At 50.0% G+C, this 16,154-nt stretch carries 19 protein-coding genes; 11 read left to right on the forward strand and 8 right to left on the reverse strand.

Annotated elements, in window-relative coordinates:
- Positions 1–2: 2 nt before the first annotated feature.
- From CLH62_RS20225 to CLH62_RS20260, 7 genes are all read right to left on the reverse strand, one after another.
- A complete protein-coding gene (locus tag CLH62_RS20225; RefSeq protein WP_091643629.1) occupies positions 3–272 on the reverse strand; it encodes a type IV conjugative transfer system protein TraL in 270 nt (89 codons plus the stop codon).
- Positions 273–296: 24 nt separating this feature from the next.
- Positions 297–662: a hypothetical protein gene (locus tag CLH62_RS20230; protein ID WP_211285864.1), complete on the reverse strand. Its 366-nt coding sequence runs from the start codon at positions 660–662 to the stop codon at positions 297–299.
- A gap of 2 nt (positions 663–664) precedes the next feature.
- Positions 665–1,366 carry a DsbC family protein gene (locus CLH62_RS20235; RefSeq protein ID WP_170005834.1) on the reverse strand — a complete coding sequence of 234 codons (702 nt, stop codon included), beginning with the start codon at positions 1,364–1,366 and terminating at the stop codon, positions 665–667.
- A 319-nt stretch (positions 1,367–1,685) separates the two neighbouring features.
- Entirely contained in the window at positions 1,686–1,997 is a 312-nt protein-coding gene (locus tag CLH62_RS20245) for a hypothetical protein (protein ID WP_091643619.1), read from the reverse strand.
- Positions 1,998–2,138: 141 nt separating this feature from the next.
- Entirely contained in the window at positions 2,139–2,450 is a 312-nt protein-coding gene (locus tag CLH62_RS20250) for a hypothetical protein (protein WP_091643616.1), read from the reverse strand.
- Between the two features lie 178 nt (positions 2,451–2,628).
- Positions 2,629–5,649 (reverse strand): ATP-binding protein, encoded by a 3,021-nt coding sequence (locus CLH62_RS20255; RefSeq protein ID WP_170005835.1) that lies wholly within the window; start codon positions 5,647–5,649, stop codon positions 2,629–2,631.
- Complete coding sequence (locus CLH62_RS20260; RefSeq protein ID WP_099619988.1) at positions 5,627–6,529, reverse strand: alpha/beta fold hydrolase; 903 nt, start codon at positions 6,527–6,529, stop codon at positions 5,627–5,629. The genes CLH62_RS20255 and CLH62_RS20260 overlap by 23 nt, the downstream gene beginning before the upstream one ends.
- 140 nt (positions 6,530–6,669) lie before the next feature.
- On the opposite strand from CLH62_RS20260, the gene CLH62_RS20265 reads away from it, so the two are divergent.
- The 11 genes from CLH62_RS20265 to CLH62_RS20325 all read left to right on the forward strand — a co-directional run bounded on the left by CLH62_RS20265 (position 6,670) and on the right by CLH62_RS20325 (position 15,507).
- Entirely contained in the window at positions 6,670–7,059 is a 390-nt protein-coding gene (locus CLH62_RS20265) for a hypothetical protein (RefSeq protein WP_143752393.1), read from the forward strand.
- A complete protein-coding gene (locus CLH62_RS20270) occupies positions 7,056–8,036 on the forward strand; it encodes a response regulator (RefSeq protein WP_091643606.1) in 981 nt (326 codons plus the stop codon). The genes CLH62_RS20265 and CLH62_RS20270 overlap by 4 nt, the downstream gene beginning before the upstream one ends.
- Positions 8,024–8,626, forward strand: coding sequence for a helix-turn-helix transcriptional regulator (locus CLH62_RS20275; protein ID WP_099619990.1), 603 nt, complete (start codon positions 8,024–8,026; stop codon positions 8,624–8,626). The genes CLH62_RS20270 and CLH62_RS20275 overlap by 13 nt, the downstream gene beginning before the upstream one ends.
- A 103-nt stretch (positions 8,627–8,729) precedes the next feature.
- Entirely contained in the window at positions 8,730–9,113 is a 384-nt protein-coding gene (locus CLH62_RS20280; protein ID WP_091643599.1) for a hypothetical protein, read from the forward strand.
- A gap of 155 nt (positions 9,114–9,268) precedes the next feature.
- A complete protein-coding gene (locus CLH62_RS20285; RefSeq protein WP_158254302.1) occupies positions 9,269–9,592 on the forward strand; it encodes a HigA family addiction module antitoxin in 324 nt (107 codons plus the stop codon).
- A gap of 224 nt (positions 9,593–9,816) precedes the next feature.
- Positions 9,817–11,067 (forward strand): replication initiation protein, encoded by a 1,251-nt coding sequence (locus CLH62_RS20290; RefSeq protein WP_099619991.1) that lies wholly within the window; start codon positions 9,817–9,819, stop codon positions 11,065–11,067.
- 319 nt (positions 11,068–11,386) lie between these two features.
- Positions 11,387–11,704: a type II toxin-antitoxin system TacA family antitoxin gene (locus CLH62_RS20295; RefSeq protein WP_099619992.1), complete on the forward strand. Its 318-nt coding sequence runs from the start codon at positions 11,387–11,389 to the stop codon at positions 11,702–11,704.
- On the forward strand, positions 11,661–12,341 hold the full coding sequence (locus CLH62_RS21030) for an antitoxin Xre/MbcA/ParS toxin-binding domain-containing protein (protein WP_143071167.1): 681 nt from the start codon (positions 11,661–11,663) through the stop codon (positions 12,339–12,341). The genes CLH62_RS20295 and CLH62_RS21030 overlap by 44 nt, the downstream gene beginning before the upstream one ends.
- A 740-nt stretch (positions 12,342–13,081) precedes the next feature.
- On the forward strand, positions 13,082–13,975 hold the full coding sequence (locus tag CLH62_RS20315; protein WP_099619994.1) for a TIGR04255 family protein: 894 nt from the start codon (positions 13,082–13,084) through the stop codon (positions 13,973–13,975).
- Positions 13,975–14,604, forward strand: a complete 630-nt coding sequence (locus tag CLH62_RS20320; protein ID WP_099619995.1) for a hypothetical protein — start codon at positions 13,975–13,977, stop codon at positions 14,602–14,604. The genes CLH62_RS20315 and CLH62_RS20320 overlap by 1 nt, the downstream gene beginning before the upstream one ends.
- A 15-nt stretch (positions 14,605–14,619) precedes the next feature.
- Complete coding sequence (locus CLH62_RS20325) at positions 14,620–15,507, forward strand: hypothetical protein (protein ID WP_143752394.1); 888 nt, start codon at positions 14,620–14,622, stop codon at positions 15,505–15,507.
- Positions 15,508–15,529: 22 nt separating this feature from the next.
- On the opposite strand, the gene CLH62_RS20330 is transcribed toward CLH62_RS20325, so the two are convergent.
- Positions 15,530–16,150, reverse strand: coding sequence for a GAF domain-containing protein (locus CLH62_RS20330; protein ID WP_099620044.1), 621 nt, complete (start codon positions 16,148–16,150; stop codon positions 15,530–15,532).
- Positions 16,151–16,154: the final 4 nt, after the last annotated feature.

Raw genomic sequence — 16,154 nt, forward strand, 5'->3', positions numbered from 1 at the left:
GGTCACTCGTGAAATTTGGTGGCAGTGGGAACGGGATAGCCTTTGAGTTCAAAGAACCCGTTGGCATAGGCCAGATGGCTGAACCAGCCTCGGGCGCGTTTTCGTTTCATAGGAATAAGGAGGGCCGGACCAATGAACAGCGTTATCCAGGCGAGGCCACCAAAGATGGCGGCGCCAAGATAAAAAATCACGATGATCGCCATTTCATGCGCGTCAAACCAAAGGACTTGAAGCGGCTGATGAAGGTAAATCGGTAGTCGTGATTCGTTCATGGTCGGCCTCCGGTCATTGCTCGCTTAGATGATCATGCCAAGCGAAGTTGTGATGCTGTCAGCCTTGATCATGGCGGTACCGCCCAGAACGCCACCGGCAGCAAGCATCCAGTTCTTGGTGATCTGGACTGCTGAAAGAACAATCGCAGCCAGGCCGCCGACGAACCCGACAGGGCCTTTCAGCATGTCGTTTACAGCCACGTCGTACAGGTCAAATGCGAAGGTACCGGCAGCTGGAGCTGTGATTGCGCTGGCAGTCATCGAACCCAGCACGAGCATGGGTACGGCAGCTACCGGGGCAGCGGAGCGGAATGAGCCAAAACGGGCTTTGGCAATGGCGCTCAGGCGAGACAGTTCTGCGTGAGCAGTTTGAGAAGCAGACACTTTCATTTTTAACTCTCCTTGGTTTTGTTGGCGAGGTAATTGGCGATTACCTCTTTCCTAAAGCCCGTCACAGGGCTCCCATCGAGGATCAGTGTCGGTGTTCCTTGAACTCGCCACTGACTCGATACGTTGGCGTGAACCTGAAGCTGCTCAGCACCGGTGTCACAGGTCGCTGTAGGCTTGATTCGACGCAAATAGATGTCATCAAAGGCAGCGGCTTTGTCTTCCGAACACAGGATGTGTTGGGCTTTGGCCGGTGCGGTTTGAGGATGAATCGCTGTCATGAAGAAAATCACGCGCTTAACTGGTACTGCCGAATCGCGTATGAATTCGTCGTAGCGAAGGCAATAGGGGCAATCCGGGTCTGTGAACTCGATAATGGGAACGCCGTTCTCGGGGCCAAGAACGAGCGCCTGGTCATAAGGGAGGTCTTCAAGCCGGAGGCGGTTTGCTCGCGCAATGGCTTCTGCAGTTAGCGATTGACCTTCAAGGTCATAAATCTCCCCGAACACCAGAGCATTATTTTCCGCCGAGAAGTAAATCACCTGGGCTCCGCTCAACGTCACCTCGTAAAGGCCATCGATAGGGCCAGGCCTGACATCGTGGATCTTAGAATTGGTGAACTTTGCAGCCAGGGTGTTCTTAACCTCTTCGATGGTCGTTGCATGGGCTGTGATTGAGAGCGCAATCAGAAGGATTGCCGAGATCATTCGAGAGCATTTCATTTGGAAGACGTCCGTGATTGAGGTTTGGTCAGCTCCTGCAAGAGCCGAGGATCGATATGAACACCGCGCGCGATTTTTTCTAACTTGGGCTTGGGGAGGCGAGCATGGTCCAGAATGACCCAAGTGCCTTCATCGAAAACCACTTCGCTTTTGGGCTTGCTGGCCAGAGCGGGGGTGGTAATCCCGCTCAGGAGTGCGGCCGCTAGTAATATAGAGTTAGTCGTTTTCATATAATCTGTGCAACCTACAGGCGGTGACTTACACAGATGGAGTATATGATAGGTTTATACGCTCGTATATAGTTTTATATGATTTTTTTCGACTTCTTCGCGAGGTACTTCACCAGGGAGGTGTAAATGACGCGGTTTTGCGGCTGACTGTCTTCTTCGGCTCGGGTTTTCACTTCCATGACGATAGGGTTCGGCAACCAAATGCTGATATAGACGCCGTCGCGGGGAGAGGCAAGGTATTCAGGGTCGTTTGATGCGAGAAACCAACTCACGGCATCGCGGTAGAGTTGCTTTAAAAAAATCCCTTCTTGAGCAGCATAGGATTTCAACGCAGATCGAGTGTCTTCACCCAACTTTAGTTGCTTGAGAGTCTCATGCGTGTCCAATGGTGTCGCTTCCTGGTGAGTTGATGGGCACCGTCCATGGCGTGCCGCGACGGATCAACAGGAATTATATAGCATTATATGAAAATGTCTAAAATAAAATGTTACTTTGCGAGACTATCGAGGAAATTGACATTTTGGGAGCTATTCGAAAAAGCGAACCAGGGCAGTGTATTCGACCCGGTTTACAGGCACGTCGTCTTGCTCTGCCGCCGATTGTACTTCGGCAAGTATAGAGTCCCGTAGCCAAAAGGATCTGGATTTGCCCTCGCGCGGGGAGGCAAGGTACTGGATCTTCTTGATTTTTCTGTCCGCGATTAGTTTCTCCATTGCTTCATCGAACACTTCTTGCATTAAAACGTCATCTTGCACGGCCTTCATTTTGATTGCTCTGTGAAGGTCATCTGGCATTTTTACTTGTTGAAGGGTTCTCTCAGCTTTTTTCGCGGTCGTCATCTACTGCCTCACTGTTTGCACACCGGCGTGGCAATCATGGCGGCGTCCGGTGCTGCAACTGGTTAGAGAATTCAATCCAATCAATTACGATTGAATTTATAGTTGTGTACGAAACCAATTAATTTTATATGAATTAATCCGTTTGCGATATACAACCCAGCGCCAAAGGGCATGCAGGCTAGATGGTCTCAGGTAATGCAGTAAGTAGCGGGGATGGCTGGCTCTGATGTGCGAGAGGCAGCGTTATTTTAAAGGTGGCCCCATGGTCAGTGGGTTCCAGAACGATAAGCCCACCCATTTTATCGATTAGCGTCTTGCAAATAGATAGGCCGAGGCCGAGGCCGCTTGATTTGTTGGAGTGGATGAAGGGCTCAAAGATTTGTGAGCCAAGATGTGCAGGGACACCTGGGCCATTGTCGGAAACTGAGAGGGTTACAAATCGTCCTTCTTCATCAATTGCTCCCTGGATATCGATGCGGGGGTCAGCCACTGGTTTCTCCAAAATGGCGTAAAGGGCATTATCGATCAGATTCCCGAGAACATGCATAAGCGCGGAGTCAGACGCCACAACCTCTACTTCGACGTCCCTCACAGAGAGCGTCACCTGGCTCATACGATCTGCGTTCAGTTTTGCTGCCCGCGCAATTACCTCCACCAATGATATCGGTCTCAGCTCTAAAGATGGCGTTGCGGTAGGGGCAAGGAAATCTCTAAGCTCGCGCACCATTAGCTGAATGCGTTGAAGCCCCTCTGTGGCGTCGGCCAAAGCTTCAACCCGCACGGCATCGTCACTGTGGCTAGCGGCTACACGCGCAGCAGACAGGGCGTAATTCAGAGGGTTCCCAATTTCATGGATGAGTGCGCCGGCAAAGTGGTTGAGTGTTCTCCAGCGCTCTGAGTGGATTAGTTGAGCCTCACTGGCTTTGAGTTCGCAGATTGCCTTTTCGAGTTCGCTGTTTTTGCTTTCCAGCAGCCTTTCGAGGCGAGTACGTTGCACCAAATTGAAAACGCGCGTGGTGAGTTCTGGGCCAGAAAACGGCTTTGATAAAAAGTCATCAACGCCAAGCTTTAGAGCCTGCTCTTTAACATTGCTCTTTGTGTTCGCTGTGAGAAGTATTACGGGGATTGATCGCAGCTCTTTGCTTGCTTTCAACTCTGTAAGTATGTGGATGCCATCTTTGTCTGGCAGCATGTGGTCGAGAAGCACAGCCGAGGGTTGGCATTCACGTATGGTTTCAACCGCGGATCCCCCGTCGGCAACACGAATAATGTCGTAGCTGCTTTGGAAGAGGTCTACTAGGACTGCAGCGATATCGTCCTCATCATCAACGATCACGAGTTTCGGGCGGGCGATGACGCCTCTATCCGAACTTTTCATGAGGTCGGCAAGCGATTTACGGAGAGCGATTGCATCAAACGGCTTTCCTAGAAATGCATCGGATCCCGCATCGATCGCCGCCTGTTTTGTTAGTGGATCGTTTTTAGCGGTCAGCATAATGATCGGGACTGTTTGGCCATTCGGCTGGCGCCTGCACCAGGCGACAAACTCTGCACCACTCATTCCAGGAAGCATCTGATCACTGATCACGCAGCTTGGCCTGGTCTGCTCAAACAGCTTCTGGCCCTCGTAGGCGTCAACGGCGATCTGTACCTCGAATTCCGACGCCAACACTGTTCTGATATAGGCGGCCATATCTGGCTCATCATCGACAACGAGACACAATGGCTTATTGCCGGCGCTCACGGCAGATCGTTGTTCGAAGCTGTTGAGACAGTCAACTTCTGCACTTCGGAAGAGGTCAACTCTTTCATCCTCTGTCGAGAAGGTTTCATCGATCACCTGGTTTGTAATAGGGAAGGAGACAGTAAACGTCGCTCCAAAATTGGGTTTGCTGGAAACATCGATGCTTCCGCCATGGGCTGAGACGATCTCTCTAACGAGGGCCAATCCTATGCCTGTTCCGTGGTACCGGCGGGTCTGCGATCCGTCGGCTTGACGGTATCTCTCAAAAATTACTTTGTGGTCTTTCGGGTCAATGCCAATGCCATTATCTTTCACGGTAAGCACCGCCTTGCTCCCTTGCCTGACCAGGGACACGCTGACTTCTCCGTTTTTTGCTGGCGAAAACTTGTAGGCGTTCTGTATGAGGTTAAAGCAGACACGCTCCAGCTGCATTTCACTGCCCATCACGGGAATGACCTCATCACCAATGTTTACTTGGAGTTTCCGCCCACTTTGAGAGTGGAATAGAGCCGAGAGTTGGTCCGCCGTGGATTTAACGACGCGATCAAAGGCTATTGGTGAGAGTTTCGCGTGCTTTTTTCCGGACTCAAAGCTCATCACTTCAAGAACATCATTCACCAGCTTAATCAATCGGGAGCCATTTCTGACGATTCGCTCGATAACCTCGCGGGAATGCTCGGACAGTTGGTTGCCCTCGTTTTCCAGCAGGTGTTTAGCAGGACCAACGATGACTGTAAGGGGCGTGCGGAGCTCGTGGGAGACGTTAGCAAGGAATTCTGTTTTCAGGCGATCCATTTCCTTTAGCTCGGAATTCTTCCGCTGAATTTCCTGCTCTTGGCAAAACGTATAAAAACGCTCTCGCTCTGAAAAGTAAGCAGCAATGTTGGCAACTACACCGGTGAGAAATATGAAGTAAGAGTTATTAATCACGATGCGCCAAGCACCGTCAGGGATTCCGGAGGCTGCGCTTACAGCCAAATAGCTTGCAAGGGTTAAACAGGTGTAGAACAGCGCTTCTTTGAATGAGAGCCCCAACATAAATCCGATGCCGAGCAACACAAGATTGATGCCGGCATAGTAGGTCGAAGTCGCTCCATCAGTCTGATAGATAATGATCACTACCGTTAAAATAACCGATGAAGTGAAGGCTGTTGTGACCAGGAATAGATAGGGCTTCACGGATGGCAAGGTGGTAATGCAGTACATCGCCATAAGAAAAGCGACTTCTGCGACACGCAGGAACGCAAACTGCACAAACTGCTCAGGGTAAACAACGTAATCCAGAGGGATGCCGAGAGTTACGATCACAATCGAGATCAGGCAGCCAATTCGATTGAGGTAAGCTCGATCAGCCAGGTTTTTCTGTTTATAAGCGGGGCGATAATGCTCTAAGTGGGATACATCACCGAAAGCAGGGCTGAACTGCGTGAGGCTACGCGTGAGCGACTTGAGCATTACTTTGGCCCACCCTGGCCATAAAGGATTCAATAGCGGACTGGTATTGAGGCCAGTTTTCAAACATCGGCATGTGCCCACTCCCATCAATGAGCGCCAGACTACTGTTGGGGAATAGATCTGAAAGCTCTTTAGTTCGTTCTAGGGACACATACGGGTCGCGGTTGCCACACATTACCAACACTGGACATTGAATGCTCGGAATGATGTGGCTGAGGTCCATGTTGGCCAAGTCTCTAAAATAGATGCCCATGGATACGCCGCTGATTTTCTGAAGAGCGGGGAAATAGTAGGGCAAGTAGGCTTGAAAGTCGGGTCGATTGATGACGCTTTTGGGCTCTGCCAGTACATCACCAATGAACAGTTTGTGAACGCCCAAAGTTAGGGAGCTGACCCGCAACGCTGGTGAAATCAAAGCTCGGCCTAAACCGCCCAGCTTGTTTGCCATCCATTGAAAAGCAGCGTAGATGCCGCCTTCTTCCTTTCCGGTTACTGCTCCACCTATTGATACGAGACCTCGAACTCGATCGGGCACCACGGCTGCGGCCGCTATCGCAGCATGTGCGCCTGTTGAGTGTCCTACCAGGATAAACGATGTCGTGGATCCAAGTAGCTGGTTAATTTGTTCAAGTACCGAACTGGCAAGACTATCAGCAGACAGTTTTGATGAAGGGCCAAGTGAGGCCGATGGATAGTGACCAGGCAAACCAATGACGAAGATTGGGCGGTCGCCGAATACAGATAGGTGGGAAGGCCACCAAAAATAAATAGAACAAAGAAGACCATGAATTAATACAACGGGCGTGCCTGGCGCGTTCTCATTGAATGCAAGGCATCTGAAACCATTGATCGCTATTTCCCTTGGGGGCAGAGGCGCCATATCCAAATCTTCCTTTGAAATCCTTTGCGTGTAAAATACTAGATAGCGATTGGTATTTCCGGGCACGGAGCCACAATTCGGGACAACATATCGCTGAAATGGGCACTAGTCAGCAGATTTAACTTTGCTGATGCAGAAAAATGGAAGCCCTAAACCGTCCAACACCACAAGGACTGTGCGTGATTCACTGTATTTCAGGGCAACCTGATGTGATCGGTCGTCACTTCCCTGGCGACGACGTCATTTTTCACTCCTATGGCCAACCGCTACCGTCATTTCCGGTCGGCGCGATCCTTATACTGCATGAGCCGCCTTTAGCCTGGCTCAAGAACCCTGCTCAGATCCAAACTTCGACACACCGAATACTGCTCGCGGAAAACCCGTCTGCCGGTGCGATCAAGCTCGCGGTTAATCAGATCGGTGTGGTTCGAATTTCTGATTTGGCCAGCCTCTCAAAAGCCATTAAAGAGTTATTCCGAGACTCCGCGCTTATGGCGGCTCAACGTATGGTGGAGGGGCCTGCCGTATGAGCACCCCTCAGATTAGAGTGGCCTTTGTTGATGACGAACCAAGAACTTTGCGAGCTTTCCAATGGGAGTTTGGTGAGCACTTTCACATTAAGACCTTTCTTGAAGGGAGTGAGTTGCTGACCGCGCTGGACGCCGGTGAACAGTTTGACGTATTGATCAGTGATCAACGCATGCCTGGGATGACTGGCGACGAGGTTTTAAAAGAGGTTAGCAAGCGCTATCCGCCAATACGCAGGCTGGTTATGACGGCCTATGCGGATGTGGGCCCACTTCAAATTTGTGTGAATGAGGCGGGTATTGACGGATACCTTGAAAAGCCTTGGGATCCGGCCGAGGTCCGAGATTTTATAGTAAAGGCATACGGTAGACTTCTGCAGGCGCGAAGCCGAGAGCTGCGGCGTATTGCGGCGGGGAACGATCGCTGGTCATCTATTCAAAAGTCCAGGATCTCAGGCGTTGCACAAATGTGCGAGGCCTTGGGTTTCAATTCCACGGTACAAACTTCTTTTTATCAGGCCTTGGAGCTTTCTGCCTTCTTCAGGCCATTCGATTGGTCTGATTTGCTGCTGATAGATTCGTCATCTGAACAGGAGCTGATCCTCGACTTTCTTTCATCCATCGAATCTTTGATGTTGCTCGGGTCAGAGTTTAACGATCCATGCCGACGCGCGCTTTTTTACTGGTGGATGCTACTCAAAGCATGCCCAGAAGGGCAGGGAAGTAGTTTTTTCAAACAGTGCCACGCGAACGGGACGATATCTCTGTCTTTTGATGCTGGCGCCCCTTTTGGGGACAGCATTTTTGATCCGTGTGGTGACCGGGATCCTAAAACCATACGGCGAAACGCTCTTCTTCTTTTGGTTATCCAGGAGCTCCAACCGCTGGGTGGCAGCCTACTCCTGGTGCCAGACAACGCAAGGTTCAAAGGGGATCTCCTGATGGGGCCCGAATCAGGGAGGGCGACATGGGCTATGTAAGCGTCACTATCGTCTATCCCTTTCGCATACTTGCAGATGCGTTTAGCTCCAGCATCAACAAGCTACCGGACTTTTACGTTTCGAACCAAGTTGAATCGCTGGTGGAACTCTGGGAAAGCGTGGAAGAGACCGATTTAGTCCTGGTTGATGCCGATCTTCTCAAACAATCTTGTTTCAGAGACATTCGGAAAATCATGGCTAGCTTTCCCGGCGTACACATAATTGTGATTGGCATAGTGTCGGCGCCTGAAGTGCTGATAATGAAAGGTTGTGCTGGTTACATTGACCTTCATCGAGGATTTGACGAGGCTCTCCACCTGATTACCAGAGTTGGCAGAGGTGCGACCGGGGGTATTTTGTCGAGCTCCAAGTCGTCCAGTGAAAGCACCTTGGATACCCTTTCACAGCGGGAAAGCCAAACCCTAAAACTGATTTGGGATGGCATGACGAATAAGGAAATATGTGACTTTTTGGGAGTGAAACAGCAAACCGTTAGTTCCTATGTGAATCGCCTCTGTGAAAAGCTCGGTGTGGAGTCACGTAACGGGATTTTTCTACTGAGCCACCGGCTGAGAGATAAAACGCTGTAGGTTTTTTAAGGCAGGATTTGCCTGTTTCTTACTACAGACACTTTACAATCCGTAACATAGACTTCTCCAGTATATACGGACATATATTGAAGGAAGCATGAAGATGATTGCACTGACGAAAGGACGCGCAGTATCAACCTCGCTGTTTGTCTGTCTTCGGGACGCGAAGACGGGCGGGTTCACCACCAATTTTTATCAAGCGGTCTCGGTGGATCCCTCGGTATCGTTTAGCACGCCTAACCGAAGTAACGACGTTCTGAATTCGATCGCACTGAATATTCTGGCAATTGCCTTTCCTGGAGAAGAGATAGAGCTCCCAGTTGGACGCTGCTCAACAATTGCTGTGAGCCTCCATCAGTTGTTCGCTGATCAAGTGCTTTCAACCATGCCAGAGGAGGGCGGAAATCTGCCCTGCGAGGTTGTCAAAGATTGGGCTCGCGAAATCAGTTTAAACACGGTGATGGAGCCAACAAAACTAAGCGCTTAGGGCCGTCATTGGGTTGCTCTTCACCGTTTTTGGGTTGCTGCGGGCCGTCATCTGGTTGTGACAAACCTTCTTTGGGTTGTTTCTCTGAGACATTCTTGCGCGGTGTATCGCGTATGGTACACTTCAGAAAGGTTGTCATCGGAGGAACCGCAATAATGAACAGCGCCGCCCCGATCCACCCCGGTATTCATCTGGGACACGAAGTTGAGCGCCATGAATTGAGCAAGCGCCAGACCGCCGAATCGCTCCAAATTGGAAGGATGACTCTTTACCGTCTGATTAAGGGTGAAGCCGATATAACCGTTGATTTGGCGTTGCGCCTGGAAGCGGGTTTCGGGGTTCCAGCGGTGAAATGGCTAGAGATGCAGGCAGATTATGATCGATGGCGAAACGAAAAGACGGGTTCGGATGTTTCCCGAATCCCTCGGTTGGTAGAGCCCGAATCCAAGCCTCAGCAGGAATTAAATATGATTTTCTAATAGGCAAAAGAAAAGGCCCGATCTGGTAAATCGGGCCTTTCAAGAAAAATGGGCACCAAGCTGCAACTTGAGTGCCTGATGTGCGAGCTCCGCGCTAAACGAAGGACCACACGAACAGCCTTCATATTAGCGCGTCATAGCTCCCTTTTGCAAGAAATAAGGGTAGAGAATGACGACAGCACCTCTCTACACGCTCTGTTTGCCCATGGAAAGGGAAATGCAGCGTGGCGACATCACCTAATAAAAGGCCTGAGAACGAGGCGTTTTCGAAGCCAGGCTCCTCTTTATTTCGTGTCTTCAACGAGGCGCCGTACCTTTGTCGATGCTCCGACAATAAAACGGCAGCTTACGTTAAGCCGCGGGCTAATGCGGTTAATTGGCCGTACATGCAGGTCAATCGCAAGAACGTCGTGTCCTGGCTGGTTTTCGATCTAGACCATGATAATCCGATGATTTGGGAGGACGCAGCATTGCCGCCCCCGAATCTGATCGTGCGAAACCCAAAAACCAGCAGTGCCCACCTCTACTACGCGATCACTCCGGTTCTTTCCGGCCCAGGAGCTCGACAGAAGCCGGTTGATTTCATGAAAGCGGTGTATCGCTCCTTGGCACAGAAGTTACGGGCGGATCTCGCATACAGCGGTCCTGTGGCAAAGACGCCAGGCCACCCTTGGTGGGAGACTACTGAGCTTCATAATTTCGAATATTCGCTTGGCGAGCTGCAGCCAGCGAGCGAGCTTGAATATGAGCCGCCCTGGCGAGGTGTTCCAGACCTGGAAACCGTCAGCCATTCTCGACATTGCACGTTGTTCGAACAGGTTCGATTTTATGCCTACGCGATCGTGCGGCAGGAACGCGAACAGGGCTCTGAAAGCTCTTTTATAAAGAGGGTAGAGCAGTACGCACGGAGCAAAAATCGGTTTTCCGGGCGTCACTACAAATCGAGCAAGCTTCGCCAGAGCCAGGTTCGTGCGACGGTAAAGTCAATTACTCGCTGGACCTGGTCAAAGTATTACGGCGCCGCCGATTGCGCTCGTGGCACCATGCTGTTAGACCGCGCAATGCCGCTTCCAGAAAAGCAGCGTTTAGCAGCCAGGTACACGCACAAAGAGCGCGTCAAGAAAACCGAGGAGAAGATTCGCACAGCCGTCACCAATCTCGAAGCTCAGGGAGTTGCACTGACACAGAAGGCAGTTGCAGAAGCTTCAGGACTTTCCCGCCAAACCGTTGCAAAACACAAACACCTACTCACGCCCACCGGCCGCAATGTTGTCGATTTTCTCTCGGAAAAGCAGCGGCTCAACGCCAACAAATCTAATGTTAAAAATGCTGTCTATCAGATAACTGCTCGGCTTTCGGTTCCTTTGCTTTTTGATCGTGGTTGTTACCTAGTGCCGTCGCGGATTCTTACAATCGAACCTGCTTTAGTAAGTGTGTCTGAAGGGGACAACGGTATGGGCTTGGACACCAGTTAGGTTGTGTTCACGTGGACGGGGCATGTCCAACACCGTTTTACCATTGTGTTAGAAAGTGGGGTAGAAGGGTGTTGTTGCCTGACTTGGTTTCGATTCGGCGCTGCTATGAGAACTGGAACCTGCCTGGTGTGTGTTACAGGCTGAGGAGCGCGGTCTATCCTTCAAACAATAAATGGCTTCTTGCTCTGTACGGTAATTATCCGTACAATTCATGTGTGTCTTTCAAAGGCACGGGAGAAAGAGAGAAATATTGTCTAACACAACAACGGGAGATGCTGAGGAAAACTCTTTTACAGAGTAATTCCCAGCAGATGGAAAAATGCAGCATAAAGTCGCAAGGCTGGACCTACGATTGGATCCAGACATCAAGAACCTTGCGGCGCGGGCTTCTGCTTTAGTGGGCTCGAAAACTTTGAGCGATTTTGTAGTGCAAGCAATTCGCGAAAAAGCCAGTCGAGCAATCGAGGAAGCAGAAGTTGTGCGGTTGAACAGCGAGGCCTTTGCTGCCTTTAAGGCGACATGCGAGTCACCAGAGACAGCAAATGAAGCGTTGTCAGCAGCCATGCGCCGCCGACATAAACGGAAACAGGAAAGTGCTTTTTATAGAAGAACTGAACAAGAAACTTCACGACCGTAAAGCGTTTGATTGCGGGCTTGCTGACGTCAATGAATTCCTGAAAAAGCGGGCGAGTCGGCAAGCCCAGCAATCCATCAATCGAACCTGGGTGGCACTCGATGATGAAATGGTGGATCGCCATCCAGCGCCAATAGTTGGGTTTTACACTCTAACCAGTTGTACGGTGGCTCATACAGACATCCAGGGGAACTACCCCCACTATCCATTACCCGCTTTTAAGTTAGCCTGGTTCGGTGTTCATAATGAATATCAGGGCACGCCAATGCGCGTTGGTGAAGAACTGCTAGTGGAGGCACTGCTTCAGTCCTGGGAGCTTTTTACCCACACTCAGCTAGGTGTTGCCGTAGTCGTTGACCCGTTAACCCAGAAAAGTGAAGACTTTTTCCGGAAATATGATTTTCAGGAAATTGGGCGCTCGTTCCATGGTCAAGAAACTCTCTATTTGCCGATGAGAAAAATCCGGCAGATGATTGAAGCGGATCTGCTCCTGGGGGCTGAGGAAAAATTCGGCTCCAGAACGAAAGCTGAGCGTTGGTTTGATACACCTGATTCACTGTTCGGTGGCCTGTCGCCCCGAAAGATGATTGATGTCGTCGGTGGCGTCGGCATTCTGGAAGATGCGATCTATGAGAGCTGAAGGCGGCGCCTCAGCTCTGATTCTTATTTACAGATCAGTTTCAGCTTCCAGAGCTGTTTTTACGCTATCGGGGGAAATGACATGCTCAGCGTCTGGATCAAGTTTCGAAACCAGGTTGTGTACCAGTTCCCCCCCCCTCTTGGCCACGTGATCTCCTGTGTCACAGACGACATGGCCCGTGTACCAGCCAGCGATAGCAGTTGCCAGAGCCATTGAGCCAGTACCTTTCGTGCAGGCCGCCGTCGTATTGAAAAAGGTCGTAACGAGTCGGAAGTTGTTCGATTGGGCCTTGGTACTTTCTCGATTCCCGACAAAGTTCTTTAAAACAGTAAGTTAGATCTGCTGAACCCATGCCTGGTTCAGTCTGCCTGCAACTGTCCGGTTTTAAACAAAAGCGAACATTCGTAATACCTCAGATCCTTTGCCTTTTCTGCCCCAGTGGAGCGCTTGGGTTCCAGCCCGTCCATCGTGAATAATGTGACTGTAAAATTCAGTCGTTCCAATATCGCTGTGGCCGAGGATTTTCTGAACCGTTCGGACATCACCTCACCTTGCTCAGAGCCAGCGTGAAAAGTACGAAAACCTCATATTTATCAATTTCTTAAGCATTACAAGAAGAGCTCTTGCGTGAAATAGTCGCGTTCCATGAGGGTTAATCGGTCAGGAAGGTAGTTTTATTTGGGCTTGCGGGCGTATAATGTGTCTACAAAAATGTCTATATCAGAATTGAGAGACGCACAATGTCTGGCAGTTTTCAGAAAGCGCCCTTGGTTTATGTCACGGCTAACGTTCGATTAGTCGAAATTCCGGAGCTTGATGAAGCGGATGAGCGGAAGCTTCACCATGCCATGATTCGAGCGGGATTAACCGAGCGTCGAGAGAGTGTATCTCACGGTTTTGACCTCAATCAGCTGCATCAAGCTATGAACAATCCCGGCCAACCAGGTTTTAAAGGTGCCAAAGAAGAAGTCCGTTGGGGTTTTTTTGGTCCTGATAGTAATGAGAGCTTGATTGTCGACCGGGATAACCTCGAATATCGCGTCACAGAATACGGCAAGTATGAGAATTTCATTAGGCGATTTTCTGAAATTCTTGAAGGCCTCAAATCGATCGAAATTCTTGGTTATCTTGATACCAATGAAATTACTCTCACTTACTGCGATGCAATTATTCCAGTATACGGTCGAGAGCTGAAAGAATACTTCAGCAACAAAGCATCAGTACTCCCTTTGGATTTTGTCAGCGACCATCAGCAAAGCGATTTGTTTCAAACCGGCCAGCTGCAAGTCACTCGGGTTATTGCGCCTAATGAGAAGATTGCTGTGCATTTGGAACAACTTCCTTTTAATAGTAACGGAAAGCCGGCGAAATGGCTGACGGGCCCAGTTAGCGAGCCAGATCAAAGATTCAGCATGAAACTTCAGCTTCGCGATGAATGGTTAAAGGATAGACCGTCTGGATCTTATTTTGGCTTGTTGACTACCCAAGCAAGCAAAATCGTTAAAACGAAAATCAATGCGCTGAATGTTGAGGAGGTGTTTACGAGCTCTCATCAGGTAACCAAAGAGACTTTTAACGAAATCATCAATAGGTCAGTATGTGATGAAGACTGGCTATATACGGAAGCCTACTAATGGACGGATACGTTGCACAGTATGATGAATACAGAGCATTGTCAGAAGCGTTAATCCCCTCTACGAGTGTGGTTAGTTTCGAAAATGGAGGTGCCGGTAGCAGATTATTCGATGAGGATTTCCTCAGTATTTCCGATTTAAAGGATCTCACGCTACCGCTCGGTGACGCCTACGAGCGACCAACGAATATGTCGGCTTATGACGGATTTTCGGGGTCGGAAGATATCAGTGCTCAAGCTGTCTCTGTAGAAGACATGGTAAAGCACGCTCAATCCATTTTGGGGGTTAATGCTCACCAGGTTGCAAAACTTGTTGGTGTTTCCCGTGCAGCCTTGTACAAGCATTTGAAAGATACATCCCCGCGCGAGCTTGACCGCTACAAACAGCTTTACGAAGTTAGTCGCGCCGTCGAGGCACGAGTCCCTGGCGGCATCAAAAAGGGCCTTAAAAACGTTGTAGTCGGCGGCGCCACGTTGTTGGACCACTTAAAGCGCAGCCTATCAGATCCAGACGGAATTGCGCAGATGGCCCAAGAAGTGAATCATAAGCTGCAGTCAGTAGAATTCGCCCCGGCCCCTTCGAAGAAAGAGGCTCGTAGCCGAGTACACGCGATTTCTCGACAAGGGTAAGTAGCAGGATCGACTTTGCCAACAAATCAACCAACACATCAGCCGATAGCAGCGCTACCCGTGCAGGAGTTGCGCCAAGGGATGATTGTTGATGCGGAGCAACTGCATCCTGAGGTCCTGGCTGAAATTAAAGATTCTCGCGCCATTGCCCGATATCGCACAAAACAGGTGAGCACGAAGCTTATAGTGCTCTCACAGGACTGTGATATAGCCAACCCGAATGAAAGCATTGTCGAGCTAGTACCGGCTAAGGTTCTTAACGAAAACCAAGAGCGAAAAGGGAGAGAACGTAAGTTTGACAAGCCGTCCAATTACGGAAAATTGATCGTTCGTTTCGGTGGAGAATATCTTGAATTGGATGCGGGAATGATCTCCGCTGTTGAAAAAGCCACTTTATCCGCGCCTCTGAACTTTTTAGGCGAACTGGATGACCGTGAGCAGCGAATCTTAATTGATTGGCGTGTTGGCCGTTATAACCGAAAGCCGTTTCCGGATGCTTTTAACCGTCTTTTCAAGAAGTTTTTTGAAGAACAAGGTCTTTGGGACTTTCTCGAGCAGAGATGTGATGAGGTTTCAGATGTTTGGGTCTACGTTAGCCCAGAAGGCGAAGAGCAAGCTGCCCAATATGACGTGAGCGTAACAGTAGAAATTGATCAAAAATGTCCGGCTCATGTGCATAATGAGGTCCACGAAAAGCTCTATTCAGCATTGAAGACTCTGCATGAAGTGACGGGGCAGGATCCCGGAATCGCCACTTTGAATTTTGGGCAGATCAGTGGAGATTGGATCTTTGGATTACCAAGATGCACTGTTGAAATAACCGCAATGTCAGAGGACATATCACTGTTTGATATTCAATTCTTGCGCACTTATAACACAGCGTTCGCGTGTTATCCTGATTAACGTTACCGCCTTTCTTTCTCGCTTATTGAAGTTGCCCCGATAAACCGAACACCACCTTATAAAATGTGGACTTACCCCGGTCTACCCGACCTTCCATGTCCGTCATGATGACGCCGTTTGTGGTCTGGCTGGCCACACGGGATAACCGTGCCAACTCCTCGCTCTGGCGCACCTGATTAACCTTTTTGAGCTCCGATTCGACAACGTCAGCTAGATCCCGAAGAGCCCGCCGCTGGTCGTTGTCTAGCTGGCGAGGTCGTGTATCGATAATGCACAGTGTGCCAATGCCATATCCATCTATCCTCAGGGGCGCACCTGCGTAGAACCGGATATGTGGATCGCCTTTTACAAGGGGATTGTCCGAAAAGCGAGCATCCCTGGTCGCATTGGTAATCTCGAATATTTCGGAACCGAGGATGGCATGCCCACAAAAAGAAATACCCCTATCGGTTTCACAGGCCCCCAGACCTTCCCTTGACTTGAACCACTGCCGTTCCGAATCGACCAGTGAAACCAGAGCAATGGGAACATCAAAGAGCTGCTTGGCAAGCCGGGTCAGGCGGTCAAACCGTTCCTCAGAGGGGGTGTCGAGCAGGTGGGTGCTGTGAAGCGCCTGAAGGCGTTGCTCTTCATCAGGCGGAATCGGT

The organism is Marinobacter guineae, from assembly GCF_002744735.1.
In the GTDB taxonomy this organism is placed as follows: Bacteria; Pseudomonadota; Gammaproteobacteria; order Pseudomonadales; family Oleiphilaceae; genus Marinobacter; species Marinobacter guineae.